Origin of the sequence: Pseudomonas sp. GM55 (genome assembly GCF_000282395.1) — a bacterium.
GTDB classification, from domain to species: domain Bacteria; phylum Pseudomonadota; class Gammaproteobacteria; order Pseudomonadales; family Pseudomonadaceae; genus Aquipseudomonas; species Aquipseudomonas fluorescens_CC.
On the sequence record NZ_AKJJ01000052.1, the window covers coordinates 13,759 to 32,036 of the forward strand.

18 protein-coding genes and 1 pseudogene are annotated in these 18,278 nt (G+C 60.8%); 13 read left to right on the top strand and 6 right to left on the bottom strand.

From position 1 onward, the window contains the following. Positions 1–38 precede the first annotated feature (38 nt). The 8 genes from PMI31_RS14775 (at position 39) to PMI31_RS14810 (ending at position 6,928) form a co-directional block, all read left to right on the top strand. Entirely contained in the window at positions 39–533 is a 495-nt protein-coding gene (locus PMI31_RS14775; protein WP_008018868.1) for a RidA family protein, read from the top strand. 79 nt (positions 534–612) lie between these two features. Beyond that, the gene (locus PMI31_RS14780; protein WP_008018870.1) at positions 613–1,098 is read left to right on the top strand and encodes a cupin domain-containing protein; all 486 of its coding nucleotides are present in this window, start codon (positions 613–615) and stop codon (positions 1,096–1,098) included. A 287-nt stretch (positions 1,099–1,385) separates the two neighbouring features. Next, positions 1,386–2,030, top strand: coding sequence for a glutathione transferase (gene yfcF, locus PMI31_RS14785; protein WP_008018871.1), 645 nt, complete (start codon positions 1,386–1,388; stop codon positions 2,028–2,030). 32 nt (positions 2,031–2,062) lie between these two features. Next, positions 2,063–3,403 (top strand): KamA family radical SAM protein, encoded by a 1,341-nt coding sequence (locus tag PMI31_RS14790; RefSeq protein WP_008018872.1) that lies wholly within the window; start codon positions 2,063–2,065, stop codon positions 3,401–3,403. Positions 3,404–3,434: 31 nt separating this feature from the next. Then, the gene (locus PMI31_RS14795; RefSeq protein ID WP_008018873.1) at positions 3,435–4,307 is read left to right on the top strand and encodes a branched-chain amino acid aminotransferase; all 873 of its coding nucleotides are present in this window, start codon (positions 3,435–3,437) and stop codon (positions 4,305–4,307) included. Positions 4,308–4,328: 21 nt separating this feature from the next. After that, entirely contained in the window at positions 4,329–5,087 is a 759-nt protein-coding gene (locus PMI31_RS14800) for a TauD/TfdA family dioxygenase (protein ID WP_008018874.1), read from the top strand. Positions 5,088–5,153: 66 nt separating this feature from the next. Continuing rightward, positions 5,154–6,113: a diiron oxygenase gene (locus PMI31_RS14805; RefSeq protein WP_008018876.1), complete on the top strand. Its 960-nt coding sequence runs from the start codon at positions 5,154–5,156 to the stop codon at positions 6,111–6,113. A gap of 14 nt (positions 6,114–6,127) precedes the next feature. Next, the gene (locus PMI31_RS14810) at positions 6,128–6,928 is read left to right on the top strand and encodes an N-acyl homoserine lactonase family protein (protein ID WP_008018877.1); all 801 of its coding nucleotides are present in this window, start codon (positions 6,128–6,130) and stop codon (positions 6,926–6,928) included. Between the two features lie 114 nt (positions 6,929–7,042). Here the strand turns inward: PMI31_RS14810 and PMI31_RS14815 are convergent, their stop codons facing one another. The 4 genes from PMI31_RS14815 to PMI31_RS14830 form a co-directional block, all read right to left on the bottom strand. Beyond that, the gene (locus PMI31_RS14815) at positions 7,043–8,473 is read right to left on the bottom strand and encodes an aminotransferase-like domain-containing protein (RefSeq protein ID WP_008018880.1); all 1,431 of its coding nucleotides are present in this window, start codon (positions 8,471–8,473) and stop codon (positions 7,043–7,045) included. A gap of 218 nt (positions 8,474–8,691) precedes the next feature. Beyond that, the gene (locus PMI31_RS14820; protein WP_008018881.1) at positions 8,692–9,396 is read right to left on the bottom strand and encodes a hypothetical protein; all 705 of its coding nucleotides are present in this window, start codon (positions 9,394–9,396) and stop codon (positions 8,692–8,694) included. Positions 9,397–9,720: 324 nt separating this feature from the next. Then, on the bottom strand, positions 9,721–11,241 hold the full coding sequence (locus PMI31_RS14825; protein WP_008018883.1) for a sensor histidine kinase: 1,521 nt from the start codon (positions 11,239–11,241) through the stop codon (positions 9,721–9,723). Beyond that, the gene (locus tag PMI31_RS14830) at positions 11,238–11,957 is read right to left on the bottom strand and encodes a response regulator transcription factor (RefSeq protein ID WP_008018885.1); all 720 of its coding nucleotides are present in this window, start codon (positions 11,955–11,957) and stop codon (positions 11,238–11,240) included. Before PMI31_RS14830 ends, PMI31_RS14825 begins: the two co-directional genes overlap by 4 nt. Before the next feature lie 63 nt (positions 11,958–12,020). Here PMI31_RS14830 and PMI31_RS31335 point away from each other — a divergent pair. From PMI31_RS31335 to msrA, 4 genes and pseudogenes are all read left to right on the top strand, one after another. Beyond that, a pseudogene (locus tag PMI31_RS31335) lies at positions 12,021–12,101 on the top strand (outer membrane lipoprotein carrier protein LolA); the annotation flags it as partial. A 133-nt stretch (positions 12,102–12,234) separates the two neighbouring features. Then, on the top strand, positions 12,235–12,753 hold the full coding sequence (gene msrB, locus PMI31_RS14835) for a peptide-methionine (R)-S-oxide reductase MsrB (RefSeq protein ID WP_008018886.1): 519 nt from the start codon (positions 12,235–12,237) through the stop codon (positions 12,751–12,753). A gap of 33 nt (positions 12,754–12,786) precedes the next feature. Beyond that, the gene (locus PMI31_RS14840) at positions 12,787–14,562 is read left to right on the top strand and encodes a cytochrome c biogenesis protein DipZ (protein ID WP_008018888.1); all 1,776 of its coding nucleotides are present in this window, start codon (positions 12,787–12,789) and stop codon (positions 14,560–14,562) included. Between the two features lie 30 nt (positions 14,563–14,592). After that, positions 14,593–15,300: a peptide-methionine (S)-S-oxide reductase MsrA gene (gene msrA / locus PMI31_RS14845; RefSeq protein ID WP_008018889.1), complete on the top strand. Its 708-nt coding sequence runs from the start codon at positions 14,593–14,595 to the stop codon at positions 15,298–15,300. 23 nt (positions 15,301–15,323) lie between these two features. On the opposite strand, the gene PMI31_RS14850 is transcribed toward msrA, so the two are convergent. After that, positions 15,324–16,241, bottom strand: coding sequence for a LysR family transcriptional regulator (locus PMI31_RS14850; RefSeq protein WP_008018891.1), 918 nt, complete (start codon positions 16,239–16,241; stop codon positions 15,324–15,326). 102 nt (positions 16,242–16,343) lie between these two features. On the opposite strand from PMI31_RS14850, the gene PMI31_RS14855 reads away from it, so the two are divergent. Continuing rightward, the gene (locus tag PMI31_RS14855; RefSeq protein ID WP_008018892.1) at positions 16,344–17,519 is read left to right on the top strand and encodes an aspartate aminotransferase family protein; all 1,176 of its coding nucleotides are present in this window, start codon (positions 16,344–16,346) and stop codon (positions 17,517–17,519) included. Positions 17,520–17,579: 60 nt separating this feature from the next. Here the strand turns inward: PMI31_RS14855 and PMI31_RS14860 are convergent, their stop codons facing one another. Next, positions 17,580–18,080, bottom strand: a complete 501-nt coding sequence (locus tag PMI31_RS14860) for a hypothetical protein (protein ID WP_008018894.1) — start codon at positions 18,078–18,080, stop codon at positions 17,580–17,582. Between the last annotated feature and the right edge of the window lie 198 nt (positions 18,081–18,278).

Here is an 18,278-nt window from a genome sequence, read left to right on the forward strand (position 1 = left end):
ACCCGTTTTTTGCATTACTGATCAAGAGGGTTCGATCAATGATCCAGCACATGACCTGCGATGAACGCTTCATCGCCCTGGCCAAAGAGTTTGGTTATGACATCTACGGTGAAAACACCGCAGGTGGGCATTACGCGCCGCTGATCCGGCATCACGATGAGCTGTACATCAGCGGCCTGGTGCCGCGCATGAACGGCAAAATCCATTACCCCGGCCGCGTCGGACTGGACCTCACCATGGCCGATGCACAAGCGGCCGCCAGCATCAGTGCGATGCGTGGGCTGGCGTTGATCGTCGATGCCATTGGTTCGCTGGACAAGATCAAGTCATTGATCCGGGTAACGGTGTATGTGAAGTCCACGGCGGACTTTGTCGATTTGAGCGAAGTGGCCAACGGCGCCTCGGATGTGTTCAGCCATGTACTGGGCGATGCCGGTAAACATACGCGCACTACAGTCGGTGTTTATCAGTTGCCCAAAAATGCCGCGATAGAAGTGGACATGATTGCAGCCTTGCGTCCATCGGTTTTATAAATTATTTCCAGACTTTACAGTGCTGAATCGTTAACTTAAGGTTTAGCGCCAAAGTATGGGAATAAGAAGGGGCGTGCGAATGGATAACTTTCAAGGTGCGTTTTTTTCATATAAGGATTTTCGTCAAAGCCTGCATCATAGAACTCAAAGTCCCAAGGTATGGAAGGGCGCCGAACTGGCGGGTATGCGTCAGGCCCTTGAAGCCAGCGACATTGATATTGTCGCCTTGGCTCACGACAAAAGCATTGAGGGCTGTGAAGTGACGCCAGGGATGGCGATCGCCATGCAATGGCTCAACCCCGGTGTGACGCTCAACGGTCATGCCCATTCCTGGTGGCATCTGTTCGTGATCCAGTGCGGCAGCGGCGTGTTGACCCTCGGCGATGCCGATGAGGTCGACGTCAGCAGCGGCGACGTGTTGCTGGTGCCGGCCTGGACCCGACATGGGTTCGTCAACACCAGCCAATACGAGCCTTTGGCGATGCTGAACATGAGCAACATGCCACAAATGGCACTGCTCTCGAACTTTGCCGACAGCCATGGCCTGATCACTACCCAGCCGTAATTCCCCCGCCACCGCTTTTCGTAGGAGCCGGCTTGCTGGCGATAGCGCTCTTGAGATCGCCATCGCCGGCAAGCCGGCTCCTACGGTTTTCATTGCTTTCACGACCTGCTTCCGGACCTGCCGCTCTTGCGCCAGCGAGATGCTTTTTGTCTGCGCGTTTGCCCGCAAAATCAAACTTTCTGTATCGATTGAAACAGGCAAATTCTGTATCTATCCAGCCTTCATTCAACTAACTACGATCACTTCCAATGCACGTTAATCCCTGCAGTTAGTGAATGGAGTGTTCTATGGAAAACAGGAAGCTAAAACTGTATGTCGGCGCCGACTATGTCAGCGCTTTTGCGATGTCGGCTTTTGTGGCGCTCAAGGAAAAGCAACTTTCATTTGAACTTGTTGTGGTTGATCTGAAAACACGCGAAAACTATTTGCCGAGTTATCGCGATCTTTCGCTGACATGCAAAATTCCAACGCTGGTTCACGAAGGTTTTGCCTTGTCGGAATCATCGGCGATTGCCGAATACCTCGAGGAACTCTCCCCAGGGCATAAAAAACTCTATCCGCAGGGCATCCAGCAACGCGCGCGGGCCCGTCAACTGCAGGCCTGGTTGCGCAGTGACTTGCTGGTGGTGCGCAAGGAGCGCCCGTTTGACCTGGTCTACTTCGGTAAAAAAAATGTGCCCCTGAGCGCCGATGCCCAAGCCGCCGTCGAGCGCCTGTTCTTCGTCGCCGACCGTTTGCTGGAAGAGGGCGCCGAGCATCTGTTCGGTGACTGGAGCATTGCCGATACCGACCTGGCAATCATGCTCAACCGACTGGTTGCCAACGGCGATCCGGTACCGGCACGGCTCGCGGCCTATGTGCGCCGCCAGTGGGATCGCGACAGCGTCCGGGCGTGGATGGACATAGAGCGCAAAGCGCCGGCCATCGCGTAACAACACTCAGGGCAATCACCAGGAGCGCGGCCATGCAAGGACTGTCGGAGCACGAACGCTACAAACCCTATAACTCACGCACCATCCGCGACTCACCTTACTGGCACAAACTGACGCCGGCGTTGCAGGAGGCCATGACCGTGGTAGCCCGGGTCATGCCGTTTCGCACCAACGAATACGTGCTGGGCACGCTGATCGACTGGAACAACATTCCCGACGATCCGGTTTTCCGCATGACCTTTCCCCACAAGGACATGCTGCTGCCGGAGGAATATGCCTCGCTCAAACAACTGATCGAGCAGGATGACAGCACGGCGATCAAGCGTCGGATCGAGGCGATCTGGTTGCGCATGAATCCTCATCCGGCCGGGCAGTTGACCCACAACGGTGTCACTCTCAATGGAAAAGTCCTGCCGGGCATCCAGCACAAGTATCGCGAGACCGTGCTGTTTTTCCCCGGTGCCGGTCAGACCTGTCACGCGTACTGCACCTTCTGTTTCCGCTGGGCGCAGTTCATTGGCGAAGAAGAACTCAAGTTCAACGCCCGTGAGTCCCAGGAGCTAGTGAGCTACCTGAGGGTGCACACCGAAGTGACCGACGTGCTGATTACCGGCGGCGACCCAATGATCATGAACACCCATTCACTGGCCGGTTACATCGAGCCGCTGCTGCAATTGCCACACCTGAAGAACATCCGCATCGGCACCAAGTCCGTGGCGTACTGGCCGCAGCGTTTTGTCAGCGACAAGGATGCGCCTGAACTGCTGGAGCTGTTCCGGCGAATCGTTGCAGCGGGTAAAAACCTGTCGATCATGGGGCACTACAACCACCCGGTGGAGATCCGCCCGGCCATCGCCCGTCAGGCCATCGAGCGCATTCGCTCGACGGGCGCGACGGTGCGCATGCAGGCACCGGTGATCCGCCACATCAACGAAAACCCTGCCGATTGGGCAGCGCTGTGGACCGAAGGCGTGCGGCTCGGGGCCGTGCCTTATTACATGTTCGTCGAGCGTGACACCGGCCCCAGCCACTACTTCGCAATGCCGCTGGCCCGGGCCTTCGAGATCTTCCAGGCCGCATACCGCACGGTATCGGGGCTGGCGCGAACGGTGCGCGGGCCGTCCATGAGCACCTTCTACGGCAAGGTGTTGATCAATGGCATCGAGACCGTCGCCGGGGAAAAGGTCTTCGTCTTGCAGTTCCTCCAGGCACGCAATCCGCAATGGGTATTGCGCACGTTCCATGCGCGCTTCGATCCGCACGTGACCTGGTTTGACGATCTGCAACCGGCATTCGGTGAGCGTTCGTTCTTCTTTCAAAGCGAGCTCAGCGCCATGCCGGAATTGATACCCGTGTTGCTGGAAACGGCGTAGGAAAATTCATGAAAAATGGGGAGATATGGATATGAGCAGTATCCCGTTTGATCAGCGCGAGGGGGTTATCTGGCTCGACGGCGAGTTCGTCGAGTGGTCCCGGGCGCAGTTGCATGTGCTGACCCATGGCCTGCATTACGCGAGCACCGTGTATGAAGGCGAGCGGGTCTACAACGGCAAGGTCTTCAAGCTGCGTGAACACAGTGAGCGCTTGTATCGCTCGGCACGATGGATGGACTTTGCCATCCCTTATGAGCTGACGGAACTGGAAGCGGCGAGCCATGAACTGCTGCAGCGCAACAAGGTGGTCGACGGCTATCTGCGCCCGGTGGCCTGGCGCGGCAGTGAGATGATTTCCACCTCGGCGCGTTTCAACCGCGTGCATGTGGCAATCGCGTGCTGGCAGTGGCCGAGCTATTTCGACCCGGCGGCGCGCATGGCCGGGATCCGCTTGAAAACCGCGAGCTGGCGCCGCCCGCCGCCGAGCAGCAGCCCGTTTCAGGCCAAGGCATCCGGGCATTACCAGATCGCCACGCTGAGCAAGCACGACGCCGAGAACACGGGTTACCACGACGCGCTGATGCTCGACTGGCGCGGCCACGTTGCCGAAGCCACCAGCGCCAACGTGTTCTTTGTCAAAGGCCGGACGCTGCACACCCCGCTGCCGGATTGCTTCCTCGACGGCATCACCCGGCAGACCGTGATCGAGTTGGCCAAAGCGCTGGACTACCAGGTCGTCGAACGCACGATTTTGCCCACGGAGCTGGGCGACTTCGATGAGTGTTTTCTCACCGGCACCGCCGCCGAAATCACTCCGGTGCAGAGCATCGATGAGCAGCGCTATCGACCGGGCGGCGCCTGCCGCGACTTCATTGCCGCTTACACCTCAACCGTAAACGCCTGATCACCTGCCAGGAATTTCACCATGTCAGATCAAGGGATTGTTGCGTCTCAACCTTACATTTCGCTCGTCCATCGCCATGAAGAACTGTCGACGGTGGGCTGGACGGTACTGACCCCCGACGAATTTGCCGATGATGTCGTAGGCACCCTGCAAGAGTTCGGTCCGATCATTCCGCAGTTCAACGGCCAGACGGCCTTTGCCATTACCCGCAAGCCGGGTTACGAAGACTTGCCGTATTCCCAGAGCATGAACGGCATCGGCCCGCACACCGAGGCGCCGGTGTACGGGCCGCCGCCGCGCTATCTGGCGCTGCATTGCCATAAACAGGCCAGGTGCGGTGGCGGGCATACCGGATTGGTCGACGGCTATGAATTTCTCAAGTCCCTGGAGCACAGCGAGCCGGAACTGCGTGAGTGGCTGGATGACACGCCGGTAGAATTCGTCGCCACCGCCAAACCGGGCGAACCGGGGCAACGACGGGTCAGGGAGTACATCCTCACACCTACTGAAGACGGGGATATTTTCCGCTTCAGCTACAACCAGTTTCACTACGGCGACGTGAACCCGTCCAAAGAAGCCCTGCAGCAATCCCTGGTCGCCAACAGCACCTCGCCGCTGGCCAGGTTTGCCGTGCTCGGCGAAGCGTACTTCGTGGAGCACAACGTTCCGGTGCTGATTCCCGACGGATGCCTGCTGATTTGGGATAACTGGCGGATGATTCACGCCCGCAGTCGTTACACTGACCCGGCGCGCAACCTGACCCGCTATTGGCTGGCCTGATTTTTCCGTCGCCCTACATTCTTTTGGCGTACCCCTGGCGGGTACGCGCCTTACAGGTATCGCGTCATGCAAACAGCAATCGAGATCGCCCAGGTCGATCATCAACTGATCGTGCGGCTCAACCAGGCCTGGACCAAGCGCGCCACGGTGTGTTCGCCGGACAGGGGCCAGGTGGAAGAAGTGTTTGACCCCGCGCGGCCGGACTACCCGGAGTGCATGGTGCCGTTCTTCCATCATCCGAAATTCCAGGCCTTGAGCGACGAGCTCAAAAGCAGCGTGGTGACCTGGGGCTGGATCGGCTACAACCTGCGCACCGTCACTGCCGAAGAACACGTGGTCAATCCGGCGCTGAGCGTCATCGCCAATCAGTACCTGGACAAGGATGACTGGCATTTTCGCGAGGCCATGCAACAAACCCTGATCGACGAGCACTACCACACGCTGATGCACCTGCGCGCCATCGAGCGGACCAAACTGGATCGGGCGCTGGACCAGGATCTGGATCTGCCGCCGTCCGTCACTTACCTGCGCCTGAAGGCCCTGCATGCAGAACTGCCAGAGCAATGGCAGCGGGATCTGGCGGCGATCACTTTTGCGGTGGTGGCCGAGATCAGTGTCAACGCCTATCTGGACTTGCTGGCAGACGACCAGACCATTCAGCCGCAGAACCGCCGGGTGGCCGAACTGCACAACCGCGACGAATATGCCCACAGCAAGGTGCTGGCCGAAGTGGCGAAGGTCATGTACGCCAACATGCAGCCCATTCAACGGGAATTTTTCGCACGCAACCTGTCGGTGGCACTGAGTGCGTTTATCGCTCAGGACTACTCCATGTGGGAGGCGATTCTGACGCAGCTCGGGGTCGAGGATGCGGCGCTGATCATTGCCGACACCCGTGAGAGCAGCAAGAACGCGACCATCATGCGTGACTACAGTGGCCTGCATAAATTGGCCCATGACCTGGGTATCAGCGACCAGATCGATTTCGATTTTCGTCCGACCCTCAAAACCACGGCGGCCGCCTGAATCCGGAGGTGCTTATGTCCACGCCTGTGTACGAAGTGTTCGCCATCCGTGTCGGTGCCAATGCCCAGCGCACCGCCAGGGAGAATTTTCTCTATGACGCCTGCTGCGGTGATCCGAATGCACCGATGCCACTGGATTACTACTTCTGGGTCATCCGCAACGAGCTGCAAGTGATCGTGGTCGACACCTGTTTTCAACCGGCCACGGCGCACCGGCGCAATCGCCAGATGTATCGCCTGCCGGAAGAATCCCTGCGGCAACTGGACATCGATTCGACGCAGGTCGAGCACCTGATCCTGACCCATTTGCATTGGGATCATGCCGGCAACCTCGGGTTGTTTCCGAAGGCGACCGTGCATTTGCAGGAAGCGGAGTTGCGTTTCTGCACCGGGCCGAAAATGGTCCATCACACGGTGAACAAAACCTACGAGGTCGAGGACGTAATGTCGGCGCTGCCGCCGCTGTTCGAAGGGCGGATGCGTTTGCACAACGGTGTTGTCGAAGTGGTGCCTGGCGTGACCCTGCACCCGGTGGGCGGGCATACGCCGGGCAGTCAGGTCGTGCGGGTGAACACTGAGCGCGGCTGGATCGTGCTGGCCTCGGATGCCGCGCATTTGTGGGTCAACATTCGTGAGCGCAGTCCGTTTCCGATTCTCGATGACCTGGCGCAAACCCTTGAAGCGTTCACCGAGATCGATCGCCTGGCCGATGGCGAACACCACGTCATCCCCGGTCACGACCCGCTGATCGCCGAGTGTTTTCCACACTGGAATGACGACCCGCATATCATTTGCCTGCACCAGCCACCCATCTGAAAACCACCTGCAATCCTGTGGGAGCGGGCTTGCCCGCGATGACGGCAGCACATTCAACATTGATGTGTCTGACACTCTGCCATCGCGGGCAAGCCCGCTCCCACAGGGGGGGTGTTAACCCTGATTCTTGAGGATGCGCCCCAAGGTTTCTACAGCCTCGTCAATCCGCGGCGAATACGGCGTACCACACCCAATGCGCACAAAATGATCGAAACGCCCGGCATTGGAAAAGATATCCCCAGGGGAAATCTGGATGCCGACCTTCAGCGCTTCGTGAAAAAACGCCATCGATGAATACCTGCGAGGCAATTCCACCCATAACAACGTGCCGCCTTGCGGATGGGTCACGCTGGTGCCGATGGGAAAATGGCGGGTGATCGCCGTGCTCATTTGCTCGCGTTGTACGGTCAGGGTTTTCCTTAACCGCCGCAGGTAACGTTCGTAGGACGGTGTGCGCATGAACTCGCTGACGGCCAGTTGCGATAACGCTTCGCACCCCCGTGACTGCGTATGCTTGAGCATCTCCACACGGTCGTGCCATTTGCCGGCGCTGATCCAGCCCAGGCGCATGCCCGGTGCCAGGGTTTTGTTCAGCGAGGCGCAATAGATCACGCTGTCGGTGCGGTCCCACTGTTTGAGCGTGGACAGCGGCTGCTCGGTGTCCACCAAGTCGCCGTAGGTGTCGTCCTCGATCAGCACGGTGTTGTGCTCGGCACACAGTTTCACCAGCCGTGCCTTGTTGGCGTCGGGCATGATGCTGCCCAGCGGGTTTTGCAGGTTGGGAATGACGATCAATGCCTTGACCCGTTCGGGGCCTTGCAGCAGCAGTTGCAGGGCCGCCAGATTGAGCCCGGTGTGGGCCGAAGCCGGGACTTCCAGTACGCGCAGGCTCAGGCTTTCGAGAATTTGCAGCAGGCCATAGAACGTCGGCGACTCCACGGCCACGGTGTCTCCGGGGCGAGTGACCGCACGCAAGGCCAGATTGATCGCTTCGGTGGCGCCGTTGGTGATCACGATCCGCTCGGGGGGCAGGTGGGTCTTGCTGGCCAGTGCCCGCCGGGCCAGGATGCTGCGCAATGCGCTGTTGCCGCAAGTCGGGCCCGCAGTGCCGAGCAGGCGGGCGTCGTAGCGCAGCGACTTGATCATGTTGTCTTGCAAGGTCTTGAGCGGATAAAGCTCCGGCGCGCAGTAGGCGCTGGCGAAATTGACCTTGATCGTCGCGCGCTGACTGGCCTTGAGCACCGTTGAAACCTGTTCATGAATGCCGACATAGGCGCCGGTATCCAGCGCTGGCGCCAAGGCAACCGGGGTAGGCCTGGGCGCGGTGTCGGGCTGGCGAATGTAGTTGCCCGAACGCGGCCGGGCTTCCAGCACACCGTAGTCCTCCAGTTCCCGACACACCTGCACGGCGGTCGACAGGCTGACGGCGTGTTTTTCCATCATCAAACGGATCGAGGGGAAGCGTTCACCGGTTTTCAAGGTGCCGCTGCGGATGGCGTCCAGGTAGTGGTTGGCCAGCTGGCGATACAAGGGGGTCGTGTTCATGATGACCTCGGCAGTTGCACCACTGAGGTCTGGGCTGGAAAGTGAGTTGACGCTCCCCGCAGGCGGACCCGTGGTGCTCATGGGTGAAGGGAAGTGGTGTTCTGCGTCGATACTGGAAGAGTAATCGCGGATTTGCCCGAATCACGGGCAATAAAAAGCCCCGCACGGAGGGCGGGGCTCTTGAGTCAGTCCCTGAGGACCTTGTGGCGAGGGGCGTCTTACTGCGCGGCGATGCTGTAGCCGTCGAACGCGGTCTGCTGCTGCAGGGCGGTGATGATGTTCTTGCGGTTGACCGCTTGCTCGGCGCCGCTGTTGTCCAGGAACGTCTCGCTTTCCAGTTCCGCCTCTTCGCCTTCGCCGACGAAGGTAAAGCCGAGGAATTCCAGGGCTTCACGGTCGACGTTCAGGCGCGAACGCGGGGTGCGCAGCGGCAAGGTGACGCTGATGCCGTCCTTGCTGATGGTGAACACTTCGACTTCTTTCTTGGCCTTGGCTGCCTTGCTCTTGCCGCCGCTCGGGTTGCTGATGGCCTGATGCGTCTGGTTCAGCACCTTCAGGGCCAGGCCGTAGACGATTTCCTGGAACGCCGGATCGTCCTTGAAGCTGGACAGGATACGGCTGATCGGGAACTTGCTGCTCAAGTCTTCCAGGGCCGCGATGTCCGCCGCTTCGGCGTCCTTGAGCTGCTTGAGCTGACCCATCAGTTCATAGGCCTTGTCGTCATCGAAGCTGTCGTGGGCCTGGCGGATCGCGGCACGCAGTTCGCGGATCTGGTCGCTTTCGCGGGTGGACTGGAAAGCGTCCAGCACCATCTCGCTGATGGTTTTCGCCTGGGGTACGTGTTGTGAAAGATTGATGGAGTTTTCGTATTCCGCTTTGGACGACAAGGTGACTACGGATTCAGCGGTGTTGGAATCGGACATTGAAATTTCACTACTTCTTTGAACTTGAATAGGGGCGAAAAAGCCCGGGGGCTTTTTCAGGCCGACTAATCTATTGGACCGGCGCCGTGTTGTCACGGATCAACGGGCGGCTGGTCATGTTTTCGCCTTTCTGTAGCAGCGAGCTCGCTCGCGATGGTCTCAAGGGCACCGCGTTCATCCAGAATGAACGCGTTATCGTTAACGTCCATCGCGAGCAAGCTCGCTCCTACAGTGTTTTTGGTTGTTCGCAGATCTTGCGTACAGCCACTTACCCTGTGGGAGCGGGCTAGCCCGCGATGGGGCCCGGTCAGGCACCACAACTTTTCAAGCCTGCCGAGGGGTATTCAGGTTCATCGACCGCACCGCCAACGCCGAAGCTGTCTCTTCATCGATCGGCAACGAAAAACGAAACGTCGCACCCCGTCCCGGCACATCGATCAACTGAATCTCGCGCCCGTGCAATTGCAGGATGCGGTGCACGATCCGCAGCCCCAACCCGCCATCGCGCCGTGCGCCGCCGATGTTGAACGGCCGCAGGAACAGACCTTCGCGCAGTTCCGGGGCAATGCCAGGGCCGGTATCGCTGACCGTGACTTCGATGAATGACCCTTGCGGGCGCAGGCTCAATTCGACTTCGCCACCGGACGGGGTATGGCGCAGGGCATTGTCGAACAGGTTGGTCAGCACCCGCTCGATCAATCCGAGGTCCGCGCAGGCCGCCGAAGCATTTGGCGCGAACGTGGCCTTGAGTTCGACTTTGCGCGCTTCGGCGGTGAGGTCGAATTTCTGGAAAATATCCTGGGCCAGGTCGGTCAGGGAAAAGCGTTCCAGCACCGGTTGCACGAAGCCGTGTTCCAGCCGCACCAGTTCCAGCAGCGACTGCGCCAGACCGCCGACCTTGCGGCTCTGGTCCAGCGCGATACCGAGGTAGCGACGGCGGTCGGCAGGGGACAGCATGGCGTCCTTGAGCGACAGGGTTTCCAGATAACCGTGCAGCGAGGCCAGCGGCGTGCGCAAGTCGTGGGAGATGTTCGCCACCAGTTCGCGGCGTTCCTGATCCTGGCGGGTCAACGAACGCCATTGTTCGCCAAGACGGGCCTGCATCTGCCGGAACGCGGCATCGAGCACGGCGATTTCATCGTGGCTGGCGGCTTTTTCCACCGTGACGGGCAGGGCCGGTGTGACCGGAACGCCATCGATGTCGAACTGGCTGACCGTTTCGGTCAGGCGGCGCAACGGCCGGGTGATCAGGGCAAACGCCGTGAGACCGGCAATCAGGCACAGCAGCGCCACCAATCCGATGGACCACAGCGCCGTGTTGAGCGCCGCGCTGGTCGCGCCGCGTTCGGCCAGGCGGTCGTGATCCTCACCGAGCAGCACCACATAGAGGTAACCCGCCGGCTTGCCATCAACCTTCAGCGGTGCGGCGCTGAACACCTTGCGCGTATCGACGCTGCGCGGGTCGTCGCCGAGAATCGGCAGGGCATCGCCGCGCAACAGGCGCTGGATCGGCGCCAGGTCGACCCGCTCGCGACGGATCCGGCCTTCGGGCGCGGCGCTGCCGACAATCTTGCCTTCGGTATCGAGCAGGTACACCTCGACGCTGGGGTTGACCTGCATCAGTTTGCTGAACAGATCGCGCACGGCATTGGGCATCAGGCCCTGGGTGTCCATCAGCACCGTGTCACGGGCGATGTGCTGCGCCAGGTCCCGGGACAACCCTTGCACCACCTCCTGCTCATGCATCTGGTTGGAGCGCACTTGCATCCACGCTGACGTGCCGCAGCACACCAGCAGCAGCACGGCGAACACCAGGGACAGGCGTTGTGTCAGGGTCAGCCTCATGGCGGCGGCTCCTCACCGGTGGCGAATTTGTAGCCACGGCCCCAGACCGTGAGGATGCGCACCGGTTGCGCCGGATCGGCCTCGATCTTGGCGCGCAGGCGGTTGATGTGGGTGTTGACCGTGTGCTCGTAGCCTTCGTGGCTGTAGCCCCACACGGCATTGAGCAGGTCCATGCGCGAGAACACCTTGCCGGGCTGGCGGGCGAAGAAGTACAGCAAGTCGAACTCCCGGGGCGTGAGGTCCAGGCGTCGTCCGTCGAGGGACACTTCACGGGTGATCGGGTCGATGGCCAGGCCGTCGGTGAGCAGGCTGCCGGCGTCCATCTTCAGGTTGCGCGCCATGGCATCGACCCGGCGCAGCAGCGCCTTGACCCTGGCCACCAGTTCCAGCATGGAAAAAGGCTTGGCCAGGTAGTCGTCGGCACCCAGTTCGAGGCCGAGAATCCGGTGCACTTCGCTGGAGCGCGCGCTGGTGATGATGATTGGCGTATAGCGGGCCATGGCACGGGCGCGGCGGCAGATTTCCAGGCCGTCGACACCGGGCAGCATCAGGTCGAGGATCAGTGCATCCCAGTTGCCTTGCTGCAGCAGGCGCATGCCTTCATCGCCATCGGCGCTGTGCACCACCTCGAACTGCTCGTCACGCAGATGCAGGCAGATCAGGTCGGCGATGTGCAGGTCGTCCTCGACCACGAGGACTCGTTTGGTCTGTTCCATCCACTTCAATCCTTCGGCGCATTGTGCGTATTGCCACGACTGTAGGAGCGAGCCCTGCTCGCGATGGAGGCCAACGATGACGCGGGACACCTGACACCCCGTGGCGCCCTCAGGCTCTTCGCGAGCAGGCTCGCTCCTACAGTCGTGGCAAAGGCATTGTGCGGGTTTTTCGGCGCCTGAGTTATCACGAATTGTTTAACTTCCCGTGAGGATTTGGCGATCACCCAAAGCCTAGGCTGTGATCCATGAAACACCCCTGGATTTTTTGGAGGCGAGCATGTTTTCACGACGGCAATTTCTTGTAGCGAGCGGCGGGCTGGGGGTTGCAGCCCTGGCGATCGGCCTGTTGCCGAAGTTTTCCACAGGCTCGGCCTTGATCAGTGAGGCCAGCGCAGCGGAGGTATTCGAAGTGACCCACAGCGACAGCGAATGGCACGCGATCCTGAGCGACGAACAGTACGAAATCCTTCGCGAAGAAGGCACCGAGCGGGCCTACAGCAGCCCGCTGAACAACGAGCACCGCGAGGGCACTTTCGCCTGTGCCGGTTGCGACCTGCCGTTGTTTTCCTCGGCGACCAAATTCGACAGCCGCACCGGTTGGCCGAGTTTCTGGGCGCCGCTGGACAAGGCCGTGGCCACCCGCCAGGACCGTACGTTCGGCATGGTCCGCGAAGAAGTTCACTGCCGGCGCTGCGGCGGGCATCTGGGCCATGTTTTCGATGACGGCCCGAAACCCACCGGCCTGCGTTACTGCATGAACGGCCTGGCGATGAAATTCGTGCCGAAGACGGTGTGATTCCCTTCCATTCACTTTTTGCAGGTAATCGCCATGTGGCTGCTGGTCCTCGCTTATCTCGGTGGTGTGCTGACAATTGTCAGCCCGTGCATTCTGCCGGTGCTGCCGTTTGTCTTCGCCCGCACCGGGCAACCCTTCGTCAAGAGCGGCTTGCCGCTGCTGACAGGGATGGCACTGACCTTTGCGCTGGTCGCCACATTGGCGGCAGTGGGCGGCGGCTGGGTGGTGCAGCTCAATCAGTACGGGCGCTGGCTGGCGCTGGTGTTCGTCGCGCTGTTCGGTCTGACGCTGTTGCTGCCGCAATTGGCCGAGCGCCTGACCCGGCCGTTGGTGGCGGCGGGCAGCCGTTTGTCGGAGGCGGCGGGCGCCGATGCGCGGCCACGTCCCGCGGCTTCGTTGCTGATCGGCGTGGCCACCGGCCTGCTGTGGGCACCGTGCGCGGGGCCGATCCTGGGCCTGTTGCTGACCGGCGCGGCGCTGCAAGGCGCCAGCATTCAAACCACCTTGTTGCTGCTGGCGTACGCCGCGGGTGCTGCCACTTCCCTTGCGCTGGCGTTGCTGTTGGGTGGCAAAGTCTTCACGGCAATGAAATGCTCCATTGGCGCGGGTGAATGGCTGCGTCGCGGTCTTGGCGCGGCAATGCTGGCCGGTGTCGCGGCGATTGCCCTGGGGCTGGACACAGGGGCTCTGGCGCGGTTTTCCACGGCATCGACCGGCGGTATCGAGCAAGCGCTGGTGGAAAAGCTGAGCGGCAAGTCACCGCGTAGCAGTGAGGCGATGAAGGCGCAAAACCCGGCCGCCGAAGGGACGCTGCCAGTGGCAGACAAGACCCCGGGCACCTTGCCGGTCGAAGGCAACCTGCCGTCGCTGGAGGGCGCCGTGCAATGGCTCAACTCGCCACCGCTCGACGCCCAGGCATTGAAAGGCAAGGTGGTGCTGGTGGATTTCTGGACCTACTCCTGCATCAACTGCCTGCGCTCACTGCCCTATGTCAAAGCCTGGGCCGAGAAGTATCGCGATCAGGGCCTGGTGGTGATCGGCGTGCATGCGCCGGAGTTTGCCTTCGAGCGTGACATCAACAACGTCACCAAGGCCATGAAGGACCTGGGCATCAACTACCCGGTGGCCATCGATAACGAGTTCAGGATCTGGCGCGCCTTCAACAACGAATACTGGCCGGCGCATTACTTTGCCGACGCCCAGGGACGTATTCGTTATCACCACTTCGGCGAAGGCGAGTACGCCGAGTCGGAGCGGGTCATCCAGCAATTGCTGCGCGAGGCGGGTGCGGCCAAGGTCGCGGACGGGCTGATCAGTGCCAAGGCCGACGGCGTGCAAATGGCCCCGGACAACCGCGAAGTGCAATCGCCGGAAACCTACGTCGGCTATCAGCGTGCGGAGCATTTCGTGCCGGAAACCGCGCTGGCGCCGGACCAGGTGGCGGCCTACAACCCACCGGCGCAACTGGCCCTCAACGACTGGAGCCTGGGTGGCCAATGGCATGTCGGCCCGGAGCGGGCCACGGCCAGCGCACCGGCCAGTCGCATCGTCTATCGCTTCCACGCCCGTGACTTGCATTTGGTGCTCGGCCCTGGCGCCGATGGCAAGCCGGTGCGCTTCAAAGTGCTGATCGATGGCAAGGCGCCGGGCGCTGACCACGGCATGGACGTGGCGCCCGACGGCAGCGGCACCGTGACGGACCAGCGTTTGTATCAACTGGTGCGGCAGAGCGGCGGTGTGACCGACCGGACCTTCAGCATCGAGTTTCTTGATCCGGGGGCGTCGGCGTACGCCTTCACCTTCGGCTGATCACTGTTCAACGCTTCAGGAGTTCGCCCCATGAAAACCCTCTTTACCTGGCGCCGTACCCTGCTGGGGCTGGCGGCTGCCGGCATCATCAGCCAATGCTCGGCCTTCTCCTTCGGCGGCGCCGAAGAGGCGGTCATCATTCCACCGCCGAGCCTCGACGAAACCACCCAGGCCCGCAGCGAAACCGCCGTGTTCGCCGGCGGCTGCTTCTGGGGCGTCCAGGGGGTGTTCCAGCATGTCAAAGGTGTGAAAAACGCCGTCTCCGGCTATGCGGGCGGGGCGGCCAATACCGCGCAATACGAGCGGGTCAGCGGCGGCAATACCGGCCATGCGGAATCGGTCGAAGTCACTTTCGACCCCGGTCAGGTCAGCTACGGCACCTTGCTGCAGATCTACTTTTCAGTGGCGCACAACCCGACCGAACTCAATCGCCAGGGACCGGACAGCGGCACCCAGTACCGCTCGGCGATCTTTACCAAAAGCACTGAGCAGCAGCGGGTCGCGCAGGCCTACATCACCCAGCTCGACGCCGCGCATGTCTTCGACAAACCAATCGTGACCAAACTCGAAACCTTCAACGGTTTCTACCCGGCGGAGGAAGAACATCAGGATTTCCTGACCGAGCATCCGACCTATCCGTACATCGTGATCAACGATTTGCCGAAGGTCGCGCAGTTGAAACAGCTGTACCCGAACCGTTACCAGGAACAACCGGTGCTGGTGAAGGCGGGGATGTAAATGGCGCTCAGCGACTGCATGGCCTATTCGGCCGACGGGTGCTTGCCCCACATCTGCATGGCGAATTCGACGAAACGGCGCAACTTCGGCAAGCGGTGGCGATCCTGGGCATAGACCAGGTGCATCGGCCGACTGGGCGGGCAGTAATCGGGCATCAAGGCCAGCAGCTTTCCGTCCTTGAGGTCCTGTTCGACCAGGGCGTCGGGCATCATCACGATACCCATGCCGGTCCGCGCCGCCTGATGCAAACCGGCCGAACTGTTGATCAGCATTGGCCCGCTGACCCCCACGCTGACTTCGCCATCGGGACCGGCCAGGCGCCATTCCTTTTGCACCGATTGCCAGTCATCCCCGGCCGGATAGGCGAAGGACAGGCAGTCGTGATGTCGCAGGTCTTCAGGTGTTTGCGGTGTGCCCCGACGGGCCAGGTATTGCGGTGACGCGCACATGGTCAGGGTGTAGTCGATCAGCGGGCGGGCGATCAGGTTGGAGGGCTCCAGCGCGCCGAGGCGAAACGCCACATCCAGACCGTTTTCCAGCAGGTCCGGGCGTCGGTTGGTCAGTACCACGTCTAGCTTCACCCGTGGGTTTTGCCGGCTGAACTCACTCAGTGCCGGCGCCAGGCGCTCGGTACCGAAGGTCAAGGGGGCGGTGATGCGCAAGGTGCCGCTCGGTTCGTCAAGCGCCTGTTCGGCCAGGCGCTCGGAGTCGGCCACCAGCCCCAACACTTCCAGGCAACGCTGGTAATACGCGGCGCCGAACTCGGTCAGCCGCTGGCGCCGCGTCGTGCGGTTGAGCAGGCGCACACCCAGCCGTTGCTCCAGGGCCTTGAGGTGGTTGCCGACCATGGTCGTGGACATTTCGCACTGCAGAGCGGCGGCGGTCATGCTGCCGGTCTCCACCACTTTGACGTAAACGTTCATTGCCTGGAATAAATCCATTATCAAGCTCTGCTTTTAAATGATTGAAGTTCTGCGGTGTTTATCCAGTTCGGGTGGCTAACCATACTGCAAAAACACCGACCCTTGCTGGAGCTTGATGTCATGACCGCCGCCTGCCTGATGAGCACTTACCAACCCTTGGCCTTGAGTTTCAACAAGGGCCTGGGCACTCGCCTGTGGGATCAGGCCGGTCGCGAATACCTGGATGCGGTCGCCGGTGTGGCGGTGACCAATGTCGGCCACTCCCATCCGAAAATCGTTGCCGCCATCGTTGAGCAGGCCGGGTTGCTGCTGCACACCTCGAACCTCTACAGCATCGACTGGCAACAGCGGCTGGCGCAGAAACTGACCCGGCTGGCGGGCATGGACCGGGCTTTTTTCAACAACTCCGGGGCCGAAGCCAACGAAACCGCACTGAAAATCGCCCGGCTGCATGGCTGGCACAAAGGCATCGAGCAGCCGCTGGTGGTGGTCATGGAGAACGCATTCCATGGCCGCACCCTCGGCACGTTGTCTGCCAGCGATGGCCCGGCGGTACGCCTGGGTTTCAACAAGTTGCCGGGAGATTTCGTCAAAGTGCCGTTCGGCGACCTCGACGCGCTGGACAAGGTGCAACAAGCCTATGGTTCGCGGGTCGTGGCGGTGCTGATGGAGCCGATCCAGGGTGAAAGCGGCGTGCAACTGGCGCCAGCGGGCTATCTCCGCGCCGTGCGCGAACTGTGCAACCGGCGCTCATGGCTGTTGATGCTCGATGAAATCCAGACTGGTATCGGCCGCACCGGCCAGTGGTTCGCGTTCCAGCACGAAGGCATCGTCCCGGACGTCATGACCCTGGCCAAAGGCCTGGGCAACGGCGTGCCCATCGGCGCTTGCCTGGCCCGTGGCAAGGCGGCCGAACTCTTTACGCCGGGCAGTCACGGCAGCACCTTCGGCGGTAATCCACTGGCTTGCCGGGTCGGTTGCACGGTTCTGGAGATCGTTGAAGAACAAGGGCTGCTGGAAAACGCCCGGCGTCAGGGCGAGCGTCTGCTCGACAGATTGCGTACAGAGCTGGCGGGTAACCTGAATGTCATGGCGATCCGTGGTCAGGGGTTAATGATTGGCATCGAACTCAAGCAATCGATCCGCGACCTGAGCCTGATCGCGGCTCGGGATCATGGCTTGCTGATCAATGTCACGCGGGGCAAAACCATTCGTCTGCTGCCGCCGCTAACCATTGATGAGCGGGAGGTGGAGATGATTGTCAGGGGGGTGAGTGGCGTGCTGAAAGAGGCTTGAAATAAGCTCTTTGGGCACCGCAAACCTGTAGGGGCGAGCTTGCTCCCACAGGTTTGCGTCCTAACTGACCGGTATTGCTCCTGGTTCTGAAGCGAAGTCGGTGATTTCTTTCCGATCCATCAGTTGAATCCTGGAACCGACAAACCCTTCGAACAAGCTCTGATGCGCGGCAAAGCCACTTGAGTCGTCACGCGTGCGATAGCTATCTGCCCACTCCAGCAATGCAGTCAATCGTTCGTCATCGTTGGCTTCCCGTCGGCGAATATTGGCGACGCAATCGACATCATCAATACGCAGCCAGATCAGCGCCGTGGCCCGGTGGAGGATTTCGCTGACGATCCAGCCGTAAACCCCTTCGATCACCCAGTGCTCTTCACTTGCCGCGCGGCGCGCCATTCCCAGTGCTTCGTTTCGGGGGCGGGCGATGCTGTGTTCGTCGGACAGCCAGTGAATCTGGTCGAGATCGGTCCAGGGTGCATGTAATTGCTCGGCCAGCCGCTGTGCCAGCCAGCTCTTGCCGGAGCCGGAGTTGCCGATGATCAGGGTTCGGGTGAGGTCCATGGGCGACACCGTTCAAATGTGGGAACAGCTGTCTGCAAGTCGACCTGATATTACCGCTGCTGCCGATCCGATTGTGGGAGCGAGCCTGCTCGCGAAGGCGGCCTGACTGAGTACATATCCGTTTTTTTGGTAACGGCGGCTGGCGGTTTCGCCCTTACGGCGAGTCCCTTTTGGCAAACGCCCCAAAAGGAACCAAAA